The organism is Mycobacterium sp. NGS61 (assembly GCF_059812325.1).
The window spans coordinates 83941-100556 of sequence record NZ_JCALCL010000006.1; the positions used below are offsets into that span (position 1 = coordinate 83941).

Below are 16616 nucleotides of genomic sequence, written 5' to 3' on the forward strand. Positions count from 1 at the left end.
CCAACATACTGGTGAGCGTGAACACGAGAGTCTCCCAGGCCGACGTCGTGGTGGTGGGCGCCGGGCCGGCCGGGTCGGCGGCGGCCGCCTGGGCCGCTCGTGCGGGTCGCGATGTGCTCGTCATCGATTCGGCCAGCTTTCCGCGTGACAAGGCTTGCGGCGACGGGCTGACCCCGCGCGCCATCGACGAGATGCAACGGTTGGGGCTCGGCGACTGGCTGGCCGGGCGCATCCAGCACCGCGGCCTGCGGATGAGCGGTTTCGGTGGCGAGCTGGAAGTCGAGTGGCCCGGCCCGTCGTTCCCGTCCTACAGCAGTGCGGTGGCGCGCCTGGAACTCGACGACCGGATCCGCAAGGTCGCCGAGGAGTCCGGCGCGCGCATGATGCTTGGCTCTAAAGCTGTTGCTGTGCATCATGATTCGTCTCGGCGGGTGACCTCGTTGACGTTGGCCGACCGCACCGAGGTGCGGTGCGACCGGCTGATCGTCGCCGACGGGGCACGGTCCCCGCTGGGCCGCAAACTGGGCCGGCGCTGGCATCAGGAAACGGTGTACGGCGTTGCGGCCCGCGCGTACCTGGCCACCGAGCGTGCCGACGACCCATGGCTGACGTCGCATCTGGAATTGCGCTCGCCCGACGGCGCGGTACTCCCCGGCTACGGCTGGATCTTCCCGCTGGGCAACGGCGAGGTGAACATCGGCGTGGGTGCGCTGTCGACCACCAAGCGACCGGCCGACTTGGCGCTACGGCCACTGATCTCGTACTACACCGACCTGCGGCGTGCGGAATGGGGCTTCGAGGGGCCGCCGCGGGCGGTGGCCTCGGCCCTGCTGCCGATGGGCGGCGCGGTGTCCGGGGTGGCCGGGCCGAACTGGATGCTGATCGGCGATGCCGCGGCCTGCGTCAACCCGCTCAACGGTGAGGGCATCGACTACGGGCTGGAGACGGGCCGACTGGCCGCCGAGATGCTGGACTCCGATGACCTGTCACAGCAGTGGCCGGCTTTGCTGACCGACCACTACGCCCGCGGCTTCTCGGTAGCACGCAGACTGGCGCTGCTGCTGACGTTCCAGCGGTTCCTGCCCGCAACCGGGCCGATCGCGATGCGCTCCACCGCGATGATGCGCATCGCCGTCCGGGTGATGGCGAATCTGGTCACCGAAGACGACGCCGACTGGGTGGCGCGTGCGTGGCGCGGCGGCGGACGTGCCTCGCGGCTGCTCGATCGGCGCCCACCGTTCACCTGAGTGTGCCGAGCAGACGCAAAAGCCCCTTATTTCCGCAGAAATAGGGGGCTTTTGCGTCTGCTCGCGCCAGGGAAGGATATATCAGGCTGGTTGACATATATCAGTCTGGTTGATATACATGGAGTCATGAATGCACCAGTGGATTTTCAGTTCGAATCGGCCTACCGCGGCGACTCCCCACAATTCGGCGCAGGCGTCCGGCCCCCGTGGAGCATCGGCGAACCCCAGCCCGAGCTGGCTGCGCTGATCGAGCGGGGCAAGTTCAAAGGTGACGTGCTCGACGCCGGTTGTGGCGAGGGCGCGATCTCGCTGGCCCTGGCCGAACGCGGGCACCGCACCGTCGGCCTGGACGCCTCACCTACGGCAATCGAGCTGGCCCAGCGCGCGGCCGAGCAGCGGCGCATCTCCAACGCCAGCTTCGCGGTGGCCGATATCAGCGATTTCGACACCTATCCGGCCGATTCGGCCGGACGCTTCGACACGATCGTGGACAGCACGTTGTTCCACTCGATGCCGGTTGAACTGCGCGAGGGCTACCAGCGCTCGATCGTGCGTGCCGCCGCACCTGGCGCGTCGTATTTCGTGCTGGTCTTCGACAAGGCCGCGTTGCCCGGCGAGGGACCGGTGAATGCCGTAACCGAGGACGAACTGCGCGAGGTGGTTGCCAAGCACTGGGTGATCGACGACATCCGCCCGGCCCGCATCCACGCGCAGGTTCCGGCCGGTGTTCCCGGCATGCCCGGCTTCGATGCACGCGACGAAGGCGACGGCCGCATGTCCGTCGGCGCCTGGCTGCTATCAGCGCATCTGGGCTGATAGCGTGCACCGCCCAGGTGTATAGTCCGTCTAATGAAGGTAACTACGCTGGCTACTTTCGCCGCTCTGGCGGCCGCCGCTGTCGGGTCGGCGGCGCCCGCCGGGGCTGACGACTACGACGCGCCGTTCAACGCCCAGTTACACACGTACGGCATTTACGGCCCGCAGGACTACAACGCGTGGCTGGCCAAAATCAGCTGTCAACGGATCGAGCGCGGCGTGGACGGCGACGCGTACAAGTCGGCGACCTTCCTGCAGCGCAATCTGCCGCTGAAGACCACCCAGGGGCAGGCGTTCCAGTTCCTCGGCGCCGCGATCGACCACTACTGCCCAGAACAGGCCGGCTTCCTCCAGCGGGTAGGCCGCTGACTTCCCTGAGCTAACCGCTCGGCCGGCGGGTGTCGAGAATGTCGAGGGCGTTCGGTAGGCCCTTGCGGTATCGGATCCGGTCGGCAGTCTTGAGCGGATTCCACCACGGTGCCTGAAAAAGGTTGACCACGTTGACCTTCTGGCCCACATATCCCGACGCGTCCAGGACTCCGTTGGCGGCGTAGCGGCCCCCTTCGTTGGCGCCCTCCATCGTCGTCACGTTCTGATCGGTCTTGATCCACTCCCCCGCGAGGAACAGGTTGTCGATACCGGTGACCGCGCTGGGCCGCCGCGCCCACGAACCGGGATCCTGGATGAACAGCGGTTCATCGTTGCGGACATTGGGCGTGCCCGAGTCCATGATCGACGGATCCAGAAACCAGGAATGCAGCATCGAGTCGTCGACCACATGTCCGGTGTCGCTCAGATGCGCCTTGATCTGCGCCCACGCTTCCTGCGCGATCTCAGTCGGCGTGCACTGCCGTGCACTCTTGCGGTTGAAATTGCCCGGCGTGCTCCAGTCCGAAATGATCGCGGACAGGCAGTCTTTGACGGTTCCGTCGCCGTAGGTGGTGAGGCTGCGCTTCCAGAATTGCTCTTCGCTGATCGAGGTCAGTCCCCACCCCGAGTCGACGTAATTGACGTGGCCCTTGGTCACGTCCACGCGCTCCTTGAGATAGAACATCAACCCGTTCATCCACTCGGTCCGCAGCTGTGCGACGTTGCCGAGGACCGGGTCGGCGGCAATCACGTCCGGCGTGAGCACCGCTGCGAGCTTCTCACACGGGATCGCCGAAACGTACCAGTCCGCAACGACCGGTTGCGGAAATCCGTTGCCGTCAACCACGGTGGCCGACGCGATGTGCGATCCGTTCGGCGTGAGCCGGGACAGCGCCTGCCCCACTTTGAAAGTGACGCCCAGCGAGGTGAGGTGGTCGACCCACGGGTCGATCCACTGGGAGCTGGTCGGGCCGTTGAGCACCCGGTCGAAGCCCTTGCAGTCGCGGTCATTGCCGAACAACAGAATCGACCAGACCGATGCCTCACCGACCAAGCCGATCGAATGTGCGCTGGCATCTTTGGATTTCGACGCCGCCAGGTTCCGGATGATCCCGTCGGCCAGATAGCGGTTGTATTCCGCCGATCTCTTGTTCGCACCGATGAAATCCTCCCACGTCATGTAGTCCCATTGACCGAGCTTCCGCTCGGTACAGCTGGACACGTAGACGGCGAGTTTCTGTGCCGCATAGGCGGCTTCCCACAACGGCAACCGGAACAGTGTCTGGAAGACCGTAGTGACCGATTCGATGAACGCCTTCGGCGTGATCGGATTAGGAATCGTAGGCAACGGAAACGGCAGCGGGATCGTCAGATCGGCGCGACCCATCCCCGAATGCAGGTATGACGTCGCCCGGGTAAGGTTGTTCCACACGCCGTTCGCGTTGCCGCTGAACGGAATTCGACGCATCGTGTCGGTGACATTGCGATAGAAGCCTGGGAAGAACCGGAAGCCGTGTTCGGCTGGCAGCGGGGTGGCACCCGAATTCGGCACCGGAATCGAACGCGCCTTGCCGCCCAGCGCTTTACGTTCGTACACGGTCACGGTGTACCCGCGGTCGACCAGCTCATGAGCCGCCGTCAGGCCTGCCACACCGGCCCCGAACACCGCGACCGAATTGCCGGGAGCGGCACGACTCATCGGCATCGTGCAGGACAACGCGGCAGCCGCGGTAGCGGCAAGCATCGAGCGACGTGACACCCGGTATGCGGGACGCGGTGCGCTGGTCACGCCAACAAGTTAATGCGTGTTCTGAGCCCAGGACGTTATTGTCGACGGCGTTTCGCCTAGATGTGAACCGTGGTTTCTGCCGAAAGTTTCAGCGCAATGCCTTGTACGCGGCGTGCAACGCCACGATGCCGCCGGTCAGGTTGCGCCACCGCACCGCCGACCAGCCAGCCCGCGAGATCTCGTGCGCCAGGGCCGCCTGGTCGGGCCACGCCCTGATCGACTCGGCGAGATAAACGTAGGCCTCGGGATTGCTCGACACCGCCGTGGCCACCCGCGGCAGCGCCTGCATCAGATACTCCTTATACGCAGTCGCGAACAAAGCATTTGTGGGAGTGGAGAATTCGCACACCACTAACCGGCCGCCGGGGCGGGTGACGCGGGCCATCTCGCGCAGCGCCGCGGGAAAATCGACCACGTTGCGCAAGCCGAAGCTGATGGTGACCGCGTCGAATGCCTCGTCGGCGAACGGCAACCGGGTGGCGTCACCGGCGACCTTCGGAACCCTGCGGGCGCTGCCCGCCGCGAGCATCCCGACGGAGAAATCAGCCGCCACACACCACGCGCCGGACTTCGCCAGCTCCACCGTCGACACCGCGGTGCCTGCGGCCAGATCCAACACCTTATGCCCGTGCTCGATGTGCAGCGCTGCCCGGGTGGCGCGCCGCCAGAACCGGTCCTGGCCGAATGAGAGCACGGTATTGGTGATGTCATACCGGCGGGCGACACCGTCGAACATCGACGCGACGTCCCGGGGATTCTTTTCGAGGTCCGCGCGATTCACGCGTGAAACGCTACCCGCTATGCGACCTGGGCTCGTCGCGTCCCCAACACGGCCTCGTAGTGCCCGAGCAACTCGTCGCAGATCACCGGCCAGCTGCGGCCCAGCACACTGCGCCGCGCCGCTGGTGCGTAACGCGCCCGGTGCGCCACCAGATGAGCGACCGCGTCCGGCAGCCGAGCCTCGAAATCCTCGACCGGGAGCAACAGCCCGGTCCGGCATGGAGTGACCAGATCGCGGGGGCCGCCGGCGTCGGGGGCGATGACCGGCAACCCCGACGCCAGCGCTTCCTGCACGACCTGACAGAACGTCTCGTGCTCACCGGGATGCACGAAAACGTCCATGCTGGCGTACGCCGCGGCGAGCTGGTCGCCGTACAGCGCGCCGGTGAAAACCGCTGTGGGCATTGCCGATTGCAGTTTCGCGCGGTCGACGCCGTCACCGACCACGACGAGCCGCACCGCATCGGTGGCGGCGAGTACGGCAAGGCGGTCGACGTGCTTCTCCGGGGCCAGCCGTCCCACGAAGCCGACGATCGGTTTTCCGTCCGGAGACCACCGCCGCCGCAACTCCTCGTCACGTGCCGACGGTGCGTACCGGATCAGGTCCACGCCGCGCCCCCACCGGTAGACCCGTGGGAAACGCTGGGCGGCAAGCGCTTCCATCGTGGGCGTGGAGGGCGCCAGAGTACGGTCGGCCAGACTGTGCAGGTGCCGGAACCAGGCCCAGGCGGCACGCGTGGTGATGGGGATGCCATAGCTCTCGGCGAATCCCGGCACATCGGTCTGGTACACGGCGACCGTCGGCACGCCCAACCGACGCGCCGCCCGCAGCGCACCGTAACCAAGTAGCGCGGGCGAAGCCAGATGCACCACGTCCGGGTCGAATCCGCGCAACACCCGCAGGATCTGCGGGGTGGGGACCCCGAGCGGCAGCGTCGTCACCTTGGGGAACATCCGTGCCGGCGCGCGGTGCACCCGGATGCCGTCATGCAGGCGCGCGGCTCGAGGTGACCCCGGCGGATTGTCCGGGGCGATGACCAGAGCTTCGTGACCCGTCCGGCGCAGGTGCTCGAGAACCCGAAGGACCGAGTTGCTGACACCGTTGACCTGCGGCAGGAATGACTCGGCGACGATTGCAACGCGCACGCCACCAACGGTGGCAGCCACGGCTGTCGCGGAGGTTGCCGACGGGGATACGCGACGCGAAATCTAGTGGTGGGTGCGCGCGGCCAACCGCCGGTCCAGCACCGCCAGACCGGTCAACGCAAGGGCGGCTGCCAGCCAGGCGGCCACCGCGATGGATCCGGCGGGGATGATCGCCAGTCGGGCATTACGGTGTTGCACCCGCACCAGATTGGGATCCCGTTTGTTGTATTCGACGTAGATCCGCATCCCGGTGGCCAACTCGGACGGGTACAGCACACCGAGTTCCGGTCGATACGTGACCCGATCGGGTGTGACGAACTCGATGGTCGAGCGGCGCGGCCCGGCACTGAGCACCTCGGCCTGTGCGACGCCCATGTTGCGGCTGATCGCCAGGTCGTTGCGGTAGGCGCCGGCGACCAGCAGCACCGACTGCAGGGTCACCAGGAACGCAAGGATCAGCACCCCGATCCGCACCCAGCGCACCACGATTCTGGGCCGGGTATCCGGGAGCTCCTCGCTGGTTCCGTGAATCAGTATGCGCAGCAATGCTTTCGGCGATTTCACAGCGCAGCCCTGATGGCGGCGTGTAGCTGTCGCAGCGAAGACCGGTCAGCCTTGACCTCCAGCACCCGCATGCCGCCGGCGGGTTCGCCCAGGACCGTCGGCACGTCATCGAGCTCGATCTGCCGGCTGTCCACGTGGTAGGCGCGGCACAACGCGCCGACGTCGACGTCATGCGGGGTACCGAAGACCCGCGCCGAGACGTCGGTGAACCGCGGATCACCCTGTTCGAGCAGCTCGAAGATGCCGCCACCGTTGTCGTTGGACACCACGATGGTCAGGTCCCGCGGGGTCGGCTCGGTGGGCCCGATCAACAACCCGGAGCTGTCGTGGACGAAGGTCAAGTCCCCGATCAGCGCGATGGTGCGGCCCCGGTGGGCCACGTCGTGCGCCAGCGCCGCCCCGATGATGGTGGACACGGTGCCGTCGATGCCGGCCACGCCGCGGTTGGAGCGGACCTGGATGCCGTGGGTGTCGAGGCCGACCAGCGCCATGTCACGCACCGGATTGGAGGCCCCCAGCACCAGCTGGTCGCCGGGACGCACGGCGGCGGCCACCGCGGCGGCGACATGCAGGCCGGTCGTCAGGGCATGCCCGGCGAGCTGGTCGCGCACCGCGACCACCGCTTTCCGATTCAGTTCTGCGCAGCGGCGCAACCAGGCGGGATCCGGCGCGCCGGTGGTGACCGCCCTGGTGCCGGTGGCCTGGGAATTGCCGGACACGTCGGGCCAGCGGGGTCCGGTCGTCAACGCATACACCGGCACCTTCGGATCGGCCAGCAGCGCCGAGACCGGGCGGTGCAGGGTCGGCCGTCCCAGCATGATCACCTGTTGGGGGCGCAGCAGCGGCAGCGCCAGCGGATGCAGGGGGTTACCGCGGGTCGCCGGCGCGGGGGCCGTGGGCTCGGCGACGGTCGGCAGGTCGGCGAGCTCGGGAAGTGCGGCCGCGCCGTGCCCGGCGATGACGACGGTGTCCGGCGTCAGGTCGATGTCGAGCGGCTGGTCGAAGGTGACCGGCGGGGTATAGGTCCACGGCTTGCCATCGGGCCGACCCGCCGGGGCGACCGAGCCCTGCGGTCCCGGGTCGGGCACCAGGGGTTCGCGCAGCGGAATGTCGAACTGCACCGGGCCGGCGTTGGCGCTGCGAGAACCGGTGGCAGCGGCCAACACTCGGCACGTCGCCGACCGCCAGGTGGCGTTGAGGGCGGCCAGGCGCTCCGGGGCATCCTCGGCCAGGCCGAGGCTGATCGTGGCGCGCACCTGGGTGCCGAAGTAACCCAACTGCTCCATGGTCTGGTTGGCCCCGGTGCCCAGCAATTCGTAGGGCCGGTTCGCCGACAGCACGATCAGCGGCACCCGGGCGTAGTTGGCCTCGACCACCGCCGGGCCCAGGTTGGCCACCGCGGTGCCCGACGTCATCGCGATGCAGACCGGCGCACCCGCCCCGACCGACAGTCCGATCGCCAGGAACCCGGCGGTGCGTTCGTCGATGCGAACGTGCAGACGGATCCGGCCGGCGGCGTCGGCGTCCTGCAACGCGAACGCCAGCGGCGCGTTGCGCGAACCGGGGCACAGCACCACATCGCGCACCCCGCCGCGAATCAGTTCGTCGACGACGATGCGGGCCTGAATCGTCGAGGGGTTCACTACTACAGAGTGGCACAACCGGGCTTTAGCGGCGGCTCCGTGGCTGCCGGCCCTGTTAACCGCGCGACCGACATTGCGACGATTCCTCAGTAGGATGCGCTGTTATGCCGCTACGCGATGGCGACGTCTTTGCTGGATACACGATCCTGCGTTTGCTCGGCTCCGGGGGAATGGGTGAGGTCTACCTCGCGCAGCATCCGCGGTTGCCGCGGTCGGAAGCGCTGAAGATCCTGCCTGCGGCGTTGACCGACGATTCCGAGTTCCGGGACCGTTTCAACCGCGAGGCCGACCTGGCGGCCACGCTGTGGCATCCCCACATCGTGGGCTTACACGACCGCGGCGAGTTCGACGGCCAGCTGTGGATCACCATGGACTATGTCGAGGGCACCGACGCCGCGCGCGCGTTACGGGACGCCGGGTCGACCGGCTTGCGGGAACAGGATGTGCTGGAAATCGTCGCCGCCGTCGCCGACGCGCTGGACTACGCGCACCAACGCAACCTGCTGCACCGCGACGTCAAGCCCGCCAACATCCTGCTCACCACCTCCGTGGTCGATCATCGCCGAATTCTGTTGGCCGACTTCGGGATTGCGCGGCGCGCCGACGACGTGAGTGGATTGACCGCGACAAATGTCACGCTCGGCTCGATCGTCTACGCGGCGCCCGAGCAGTTGATGGGCCAACCGTTGGACGGTCGGGCCGATCAATACGCGTTGGCGGCCACCGCTTTTCACCTGTTGACCGGTGTTGCACCGTTCAACCACTCCAATGCCGCAGTGATCATCGGCAAGCACCTCACCGCGCCGCCACCGCTGCTGGCCGAACACCGACCGCAGTTGGCACGGTTGGACGCGGTGCTGTCGAAAGCGATGGCCAAGGACCCCGCGCAGCGCTATCCGCGCTGTGTCGACTTCGCGCAGGCGCTCGGTGCGGCGATGGCCGTGGCGTCGATCGAACCGACGAGTCCGGCCTTCACGCCCTGGCCGCCGCCCGATCAGCAGATGCCCGCGCCGCCAGTGCCCGCGCCGCCGATGCCCCACCAGACCGTCCCGTGGCAGCCGTACCCCTATCCGGCGCCGACCCCCGCCCGACGCCGCTGGCCGGCGATCCTGGTGCCGCTGATCTTGGCCGTGCTGCTGCTCGGCGCCGCCGCTTTCGCTGTGACGCAGGTGATGCGGCCCGCACCGAAGTCCACTGCGGCACCGTCCTGGCAGCCGTATGTCGACTACGCCAAGCAGTTCACCGTCTGGCTGACCAGTATCAGTTACCAATCAGCCGACAGCGACATTCAGCGTGTTGTCGATGGATCGACCGGCCAATTTCACGACGACTTCGCACAACGAAGTTCCGATTTCCGCAAAGTCGTCGAGCAGTCGAAGGTGACTACCGTCGGGACAGTCGACAGCGCGGCGCTGAATTCTCTAACCGGGTCGACGGCTCAGGTGCTGGTCGCCGCGACGTCAAAAGTCACCAACAACGACGGTTCATCAATAGACCCGCGGAAGCAGCGTTTCATCCTGAGCGTCGACAAGATCGGCGCCACCTACAAGGTGTCGAACGTGGCGTTCGCGGTATGAAACGCGTCGCATGGTGGCTGCTCGTCGTCGCGCTCACGGCAGCGACGCTGGTCGCGGTAGGCGTCGGTAGTTGGCAACTACTGACGAAACAAAGCCACCCGGTAGTGGTGGCTGATCAATCCGCGGCGCGGCAGGCGGCGATCGACGCCGCGAGCAACGGAACCGTTAAGATCTTGAGCTATTCGCCCGATACCCTTGAGCAGGACTTCGCTGCCGCGAAAGCGTGTCTCACCGGCGACTTCCTCAACTCCTACGACCAGTTCACCCGCCAGATCATCGAACCAGCCGCTCGCACGAAGAGAGTGACCGCGAAGGCAAAAGTCGTACAGGCCGGGGTGGAGAGTCTGGCCCAGGACTCAGCGTCGATCCTGGTATTCACCAATCAGACGACGACCAGCACGGGCAAGTCCGACTCGGACCAGACCTCGAGCGCGATGCGGGTCGGTATGACGAAGGTCAAGGGCCGCTGGCTGATCAACCGCTTCGATCCGGTCTGACCTAAGCCTTGACCCCCGCGAAGAACTTCAACATCGCGGCATTGACGGCTTCCGGCCGTTCCAGGAACCCGAGATGCCCGGCGTCGGGGATCTGCAGGTAGCGCCCATTCGGCAACGCGTCGGCGACCTCGCGGCCCAGATGCGGCGGCGTGACCACGTCGTCGGAGAAGCCGAGTACCAGCACCGGTGCGGCGATGTTGCGATAGGCCGGCAACCGGTTGGTCTGCGGCGAGATATCCAGATGCCGGCGATATCCAGGAGTCAGCTTGGTCGGCCACATGCTGAACATCGCGATCCAGTCCGCGATCGCGGCGTCGTCGTTCAAGGTCTTGCGCGAAAAGCTCTCCAGCAGACGGACTTTCGCGTCATAGGTGGCTGGTAGCCGCACCCCCGCCGCGTCGAGATCGGACTCAGCTTGGCCGAAGAACTGGCGTGAGCGGTCCAGCCGACCGCGAGTGGCCATCAGCACCGCGGAGCTGACCAACTCCGAGCGCACCACCATGAGTTCCTGCGCGATGAACGATCCCATCGACACCCCGACGAGGCGGACCGGACCCAGATTCAGCGACTCGATCAGCGCGGCGGTGTCGGCGACCATGGTCGCCGTGGTGAAACCTTCGGCGTTCTCGGTCGCACCGATCCCCCGATTGTCGAATGTGACGCAGCGGTACCCGGCGGCCAGGAACGCCGGCACCTGGTGCAGATGCCAAGTGCGGCCGGCACCGCCACGACCGGCGATGAAGACGACGGGTTCACCGTTTCCCCTGTCGTCGTAAGCCAGGTTGATCACTCGCTCGACGGTACAAGCAGCGGGTGGCAGGCCTTGACCCGGTCGATCCACCACCGCCGCCGCTCTGCGGGCGCGGCCAGCGCCTGCAGCCGCGCCGGGTCGGGTGCTACCGGCCCGACCGGTAGGCAGCCGTCGAGGGGTTCAGCGACGTCCGCAACGTCGTCCAGGAACAATCTGCCGGTGCCCAGCCCGCAGGCATGACGCAACTCCGGCAACGCCGCGGCGGCGGTCAGGCCGTAGCCGATACCGACGGCGGAATCGAGTGCACTGGACACCACGATCGGGATGTCGATCTGCTCGGCGATCGACAGCATCGCCGAAATCCCGCCCAGCGGAGCAACTTTGAGCACCGCGATGTCGGCGGCTCCCGCACGCACCACGGCCAGTGGGTCCTGCGCCTTGCGGATGCTTTCGTCCGCCGCGATGGGTACCTCGACCCGTCGGCGCAGTTCGGCGAGCTCGGGCACCGTCGCGCAGGGTTGTTCGAGGTACTCCAGCGCGCCATCGGCCGTGAGCGCTGCAGCGGCCCGCGCCGCCTCGTCCACGCTCCAGCCGCCGTTGGCGTCCACCCGCACGGTCGAAACCGACGCGCGCACCGCATTCAGCCGGGCGACGTCGTCGGCCAGGCTCTGTCCCGGCTCGGCGACTTTCACCTTGGCGGTACCCGCGCCGGGGAACCGGGCCAGGACTTCGGGCACCTCGGCGGCACTGACGGCGGGAACGGTGGCATTGATGGGAACGCGGTCTCGCAGCACCGGCGGCGCCTCCAGATACGCGCTCTCGATCGCCGATGCCAGCCAGTGCGCGGCCTCCGGCGGTTCGTAATCGACGAAGGCGCCGAACTCCCCCCAACCCGCCGGGCCCTCGATCAGCGCCAGCTCGCGGGTGGTGATACCGCGAAAGCGCACCCGCATTGGCAGTGCCACGACGTGCAGCCGGTCCAGCAGGTCGTCGACGGTAGGGAGCGGGGACACCCTCGTAGGGTCTCAAATTCTGGCCGACCGCGCGTCCGCATGTGATAACGTGATTCTCCAAAATAGAGAAGTTAATTCTTCACAAGTGCGGCCGGAGGATCGATGACTGCCGAACGAGCGCGACGGTGAGGCGGTCGACCCGGTGGGGTCTGACCGTCGCGACCGCGTCGCTGGCAGCTGTCGGTGCGGCCGGCGCGCGCGAGGTCGCGCGGGTGACGACCGCGACCCGCAACGGCGTGACTGCGCGGGACGGCGTGCCGGTGCCACGGCCGTCGGTCGGCCTGGGGGTGGCTGCCGCCCTCGACGCCCTGGCCGCCGGCCCGATGCCGCTATTGTCGTCGCTCGGATCGCCGGAGCACTATGCGGTGGCATCGGCCGAACTCGACGCTGCCGTGGCGTATTACCGGGACGCCGGCTGGCTCGACGACCCGGGTCGCCGGCATCGACAGCCGCCTAGCCCTGACGTGCAGACGAACTCACTGCAGGGGATCGAGCTCGTCCGGTTCGACAGCGGTTGGCAGCCCGAGGCGGGCGAACCGGGCGCCGAGCGCTGGCGGTCGTTCGCCGCCAACCACACGGTGCCGGTCCGGCTGCTGCGTCACCCCGGCGCGCCCCGACCGTGGCTGGTCGCCGTCCACGGACAGGGCATGGGACGGCCCTCCGATCTCCGGATGCTGCGGGTGCGCCGGTTGCACGAGCAGCTCGGCATCAACGTGGCGCTCCCGGCACTCCCGTTGCACGGGTCTCGTGCCTGCGGCTACTCCCCCTACGCACAGTTCGCCTCCAACGTCTTCGCGACGAACAACGTGCTGGGGCTCACCCAGGCCGTGTGGGACATTCGCCGACTGCTGCAGTGGTTGCGCGACGACCAGCAGGCGCCTGCGGTCGGCGTGTTGGGGTTGTCTCTGGGCTCCTACGTGATCAGCTTGCTGGCGACGCTCGAGGGTGACCTCGCCTGCCTGGTCGCGGTCGTGCCCACCAGCGACCTGGCCGCGTCGATGCGCGAAGCCGTCCCGCTGACGTCCGCCAAGCGCCGGTTGCACCGTCAGGTGCACGACGATCGCTCAGCGCTGGTGCACCGGGTCGTGTCGCCGCTTGCCCGGCCTTGCCTGGTACCCCACGAACGGCGCCACATCGTGGCCGGTCAGGTCGACGGGATCGCCCCGCCCCGCGGCGCCGCCGAACTCTGGCGGCACTGGGACCAGCCGTCGATCGCCTGGCGGCCGCGCGGCCACCTCACCGCGTGGCGCGGGAGAGACTATGACGACCACATCGCCTCGGTCCTCACCTCGTGCGGACTGCGACACTAGCCGGGATGCACCTGAGGAGGAACCATGCGTCAGCTGTCCAGCGCTGACTGGACGATGGTGGCACTGGACACCGCGAACGCCCACAACACCGTCGGCATCGTCGGCATCTACGACCCGTCCACGCGCGACGGCGAGCCCGTCACCTACGAAGAGGTGCTGCGCTACGTCGAAGCGCGTCTGCATGTCGCCGAAAGCTTCCGGGAGCGACTCGTGCACGTACCGTTCGGCGTCGACCGGCCGTGGTGGATCCGGGACGGCGACTTCGACCTCGAATACCACGTCCGGCACATCGCCCTGCCCCGGCCCGGCAGTTGGCGGCAGCTGTGCACCCAGATCGCCCGCATCCACGCCCGGCCCCTTGATCTGACCCGGCCGCCCTGGGAGCTGTACCTGATCGACGGCCTCGACGGCGTCGACCACCTGCCGGAAGGTGCCTTCGCCGTGTTCCTACGCATCCACCATGCCGCCATCGACGGAGTCGCCGGCGCCGAGATCCTCACCGCAATCCACACCCACGAACCCGACGGGACGCCGCCGCCGGTGCCTGAGGGTTATGACTGGAAGCCCGACCCCACCCCGTCGGACGTCGAGCTGCTGAGCCGCGCGGCGCTGCACGGCGTCATCCGCCCCTTCGACGTGCTGGGCCGGGTCCGCAAGGTCGCACGCCAACTGCCCACCCTCGTGCAGGACAACCGCGACCCCGACGTGACCTCGCCCGCGTCGCTGCCCAGGGCGACCCGCTTCAACCAGATCGTGTCGCCACACCGCGTCTTCGGCACCGCCTACACCACGCTGGATGTCCTCAAAGAGATCCGTACCGCCATGCCGGAAGCCAAGATCAACGACATCGGCCTGGCCATCGTCGGCGGGGCCATTCGCCGCTACCTCGCCGACAAGGGCGAGCTGCCCGACCAGGCGCTGGTGGCGATGATGCCGATCTCGGTCCGGCCGACCAATACCCGCGCCACCGGCGCGGCGAGCTCGGCGACCAGCACCAATACCAGCGGCAACGAATACGCGGTGTCGCCCATCACGATGGCGACCGACCAAACCGACCCGCTGGAACGCCTGGCGCGCATCGTCACGTCGACCGCGCACGTCAAGGAATCCGGCGCGCATCCCGTGCGCTCGCTGATCGAGATGTCGGAGGAAGCCCTCGGCGGGCTGATGGGCACGGTCCAGCGGGCCGCGGTGCGCGCGCTGAGCCGGCGCGGGCGCGCCGTCGTCGCCCACACGCTGGTGAGCAACGTTCCCGGACCGCTGACCCCGATGTACTTCTGCGGCGCGCAGATGGTCGACACCACCGGCCTGGGCCCGGTGCTCGACGGTATGGGCCTGAACAACGGCATCGGCAGCTACGGCAACCGCGTGACCTTCTGCTTCACCGCCGACCGCGCCGCGCTGCCCGACCCCGAGGTCTACGAGCAGTGCCTGGGCGCGGCCGTCGACGAGCTTCTCGCCGCAGCCCGCGCGCGCACCGGCAGTCAGTGAACCTGGCGTCCCGCCAGATAGGTCGCGCGCACGTCGAGATCGGCGATCTGTTCCGGCGGCACGGTTCGGGGATCGGCGGACAGCACCACCAGGTCGGCGTACTTGCCGACCTCGATCGAGCCGATCACGTCGTCGGCGAACAACTGCCAGGCGGCGTCGATGGTCTGCGCTCGGATCGCCTGCTCGACGGTCAACCGCTCTTCGGGAGCGAGCACCCGGCCGCTGGGCGCCATCCGGGTGGCGGCCACGCTGATGTTGCGCAGCGGCTCCTCGGGGGTGACCGGTGGGTCGTTGTGCAGCGAGATCCGCATACCGGTGGCCACCGCCGACCCGGCCGGCATCCAGCGGTTGCCGCGTTCGGGGCCGAACAACCCGTCGACAATGACGTCGCCCCAGTAGTGGATCTGGTCGACGAAGATGCTGCAGGTGACGCCGAGGTCGTGGGCCCGCTGCAGTTGTTCGGGGCGGATCGCGCCGACGTGCTCGAGCCGCAGGCGATGGTCGTTGCGCGGATGGCGTTGCAGCGCTCCCTCATACACGTCGAGGATGGTGTCCACCCCGGCGTCGCCCTGGACGTGGCAGGCCATCTGCCAGCCACGCGGAAAATAGGCGCCGACGATCTCGGTGAGCTGCTCCTTGGTGTAGTTGGCGCAGCCGCAGGACCCCGGCCTGATCCCCGCGCTGCGGGTGGCCGGGGTGTCCAGGTAGGGAAACGACAGCGCGATGTTGCCGATCCACGGTGAGCCGTCGACCCAGATCTTGATGCCGACCTGACGCAGCATGTCGTCACCCTGGCCGGGTGTCGCATCGGAGTGCAACTGGGCGTTGGACACCTCGTAGGTGCGCAACCGCACCGTCAGTTCGTCGTGCAGCGCCGCGACCAGCGGACCGAACTTGGGGTCGAAGGCCATCTCCGAGCAGGTGGTCAGCCCGGCGCGATTGAGCCGCGCGCACTCGGCGCGCAGCATGTCCGGGTAGCTGTCGGCCGCGATGGCACCACCGAGCAGCGGGAACACCGCGCCGATCTCCTCGGCGGTGCCGTCGAGTTCGCCGTCGGCGAGGCGGCCGTACTTGGCGCCCTTGGGGTCGGGGGTGTCGCGGGTCAGGCCATTGAGCTGCGCGGCACGCGAGTTGAAGTACGCCTTGTGCCCGGAGTTGTGGATGATCACCAGCGGCCCGTCCGGCGCGATGCCGTCCAGCCAGGCCGGCGTGGGTTCGGGAAGTCCGGGCTGCAGCAGGGCGTCCCACCCGTTGAGGTAGGCGCCGTCAGAGCCGCGGCGGGCGGCCTCGCGCCGGATGGTGGCAACCACGTCGTCGGGATCCCGGATCGTGACCGGGCGGATGTCGACGATCCGGTCCGACAGCGCGACGGCCTCCATCAGCGGATGACCGTGCGCCTCGATGAAGCCGGGCAGCACGCAGCCGTCCCCGATGTCGACGATCCGGGTGTCCGGACCGACGAACCCGCCGACCTCGGAACGGGTCCCGACGGCGAGGATCCGGCCGTCGGCAATGGCGAGCGCCTCTGCGTCGGGGTGCTTTTCGTCGACGGTCAGTACCGTCCCGAAGATGACGGTGTCAGCGGCACTCATGTGGGCCGATACTACGGATCGAGGGTGCGGC

At 67.9% G+C, this 16616-nt stretch carries 15 protein-coding genes; 7 read left to right on the plus strand and 8 right to left on the minus strand.

The window, feature by feature from the left end; genetic code table 11:
* The first annotated feature begins 17 nt into the window (after positions 1-17).
* From menJ to AC5Y3Z_RS14600, 3 genes are all read left to right on the plus strand, one after another.
* Positions 18-1247 carry a menaquinone reductase MenJ gene (gene menJ / locus AC5Y3Z_RS14590; RefSeq protein WP_463825715.1) on the plus strand — a complete coding sequence of 410 codons (1230 nt, stop codon included), beginning with the start codon at positions 18-20 and terminating at the stop codon, positions 1245-1247.
* 126 nt (positions 1248-1373) lie between these two features.
* Positions 1374-2063: a class I SAM-dependent methyltransferase gene (locus tag AC5Y3Z_RS14595; RefSeq protein ID WP_473139381.1), complete on the plus strand. Its 690-nt coding sequence runs from the start codon at positions 1374-1376 to the stop codon at positions 2061-2063.
* 33 nt (positions 2064-2096) lie between these two features.
* Positions 2097-2432: a DUF732 domain-containing protein gene (locus AC5Y3Z_RS14600; protein WP_463825713.1), complete on the plus strand. Its 336-nt coding sequence runs from the start codon at positions 2097-2099 to the stop codon at positions 2430-2432.
* 10 nt (positions 2433-2442) lie between these two features.
* Here AC5Y3Z_RS14600 and AC5Y3Z_RS14605 read toward each other — a convergent pair whose 3' ends face one another.
* The 5 genes from AC5Y3Z_RS14605 to menD all read right to left on the minus strand — a co-directional run bounded on the left by AC5Y3Z_RS14605 (position 2443) and on the right by menD (position 8354).
* The gene (locus AC5Y3Z_RS14605; protein WP_463825712.1) at positions 2443-4221 is read right to left on the minus strand and encodes a hydroxysqualene dehydroxylase; all 1779 of its coding nucleotides are present in this window, start codon (positions 4219-4221) and stop codon (positions 2443-2445) included.
* Positions 4222-4309: 88 nt separating this feature from the next.
* Positions 4310-5002, minus strand: coding sequence for a demethylmenaquinone methyltransferase (locus AC5Y3Z_RS14610; protein WP_463825711.1), 693 nt, complete (start codon positions 5000-5002; stop codon positions 4310-4312).
* Positions 5003-5019: 17 nt separating this feature from the next.
* Positions 5020-6147: a glycosyltransferase family 4 protein gene (locus tag AC5Y3Z_RS14615; protein ID WP_473139382.1), complete on the minus strand. Its 1128-nt coding sequence runs from the start codon at positions 6145-6147 to the stop codon at positions 5020-5022.
* 63 nt (positions 6148-6210) lie between these two features.
* The gene (locus AC5Y3Z_RS14620; protein WP_473139383.1) at positions 6211-6711 is read right to left on the minus strand and encodes a DUF3592 domain-containing protein; all 501 of its coding nucleotides are present in this window, start codon (positions 6709-6711) and stop codon (positions 6211-6213) included.
* The gene (gene menD, locus AC5Y3Z_RS14625) at positions 6708-8354 is read right to left on the minus strand and encodes a 2-succinyl-5-enolpyruvyl-6-hydroxy-3-cyclohexene-1-carboxylic-acid synthase (protein WP_463825708.1); all 1647 of its coding nucleotides are present in this window, start codon (positions 8352-8354) and stop codon (positions 6708-6710) included. The genes AC5Y3Z_RS14620 and menD overlap by 4 nt, the downstream gene beginning before the upstream one ends.
* Positions 8355-8458: 104 nt before the next feature.
* Here menD and AC5Y3Z_RS14630 point away from each other — a divergent pair, with 104 nt between their 5' ends.
* Together AC5Y3Z_RS14630 and AC5Y3Z_RS14635 are read left to right on the plus strand one after the other, a co-directional pair.
* Positions 8459-9931, plus strand: coding sequence for a serine/threonine-protein kinase (locus AC5Y3Z_RS14630; protein ID WP_473139384.1), 1473 nt, complete (start codon positions 8459-8461; stop codon positions 9929-9931).
* Positions 9928-10428, plus strand: a complete 501-nt coding sequence (locus AC5Y3Z_RS14635; protein ID WP_473139385.1) for an Rv1363c family protein — start codon at positions 9928-9930, stop codon at positions 10426-10428. Before AC5Y3Z_RS14630 ends, AC5Y3Z_RS14635 begins: the two co-directional genes overlap by 4 nt.
* 1 nt (position 10429) lies before the next feature.
* On the opposite strand, the gene AC5Y3Z_RS14640 is transcribed toward AC5Y3Z_RS14635, so the two are convergent.
* Both AC5Y3Z_RS14640 and AC5Y3Z_RS14645 read right to left on the minus strand, forming a co-directional pair.
* On the minus strand, positions 10430-11218 hold the full coding sequence (locus tag AC5Y3Z_RS14640) for an alpha/beta fold hydrolase (protein ID WP_473139386.1): 789 nt from the start codon (positions 11216-11218) through the stop codon (positions 10430-10432).
* Entirely contained in the window at positions 11215-12192 is a 978-nt protein-coding gene (locus tag AC5Y3Z_RS14645; protein WP_473139387.1) for an o-succinylbenzoate synthase, read from the minus strand. The genes AC5Y3Z_RS14640 and AC5Y3Z_RS14645 overlap by 4 nt, the downstream gene beginning before the upstream one ends.
* Positions 12193-12317: 125 nt before the next feature.
* Between AC5Y3Z_RS14645 and AC5Y3Z_RS14650 the strand changes: the two genes are divergently transcribed.
* Both AC5Y3Z_RS14650 and AC5Y3Z_RS14655 read left to right on the plus strand, forming a co-directional pair.
* A complete protein-coding gene (locus AC5Y3Z_RS14650; RefSeq protein WP_473139388.1) occupies positions 12318-13502 on the plus strand; it encodes an alpha/beta hydrolase family protein in 1185 nt (394 codons plus the stop codon).
* 24 nt (positions 13503-13526) lie between these two features.
* Positions 13527-14993, plus strand: a complete 1467-nt coding sequence (locus tag AC5Y3Z_RS14655) for a wax ester/triacylglycerol synthase family O-acyltransferase (RefSeq protein WP_473139389.1) — start codon at positions 13527-13529, stop codon at positions 14991-14993.
* On the opposite strand, the gene AC5Y3Z_RS14660 is transcribed toward AC5Y3Z_RS14655, so the two are convergent.
* Positions 14987-16585: an amidohydrolase gene (locus tag AC5Y3Z_RS14660; protein ID WP_473139390.1), complete on the minus strand. Its 1599-nt coding sequence runs from the start codon at positions 16583-16585 to the stop codon at positions 14987-14989. The genes AC5Y3Z_RS14655 and AC5Y3Z_RS14660 overlap by 7 nt on opposite strands.
* Positions 16586-16616: the final 31 nt, after the last annotated feature.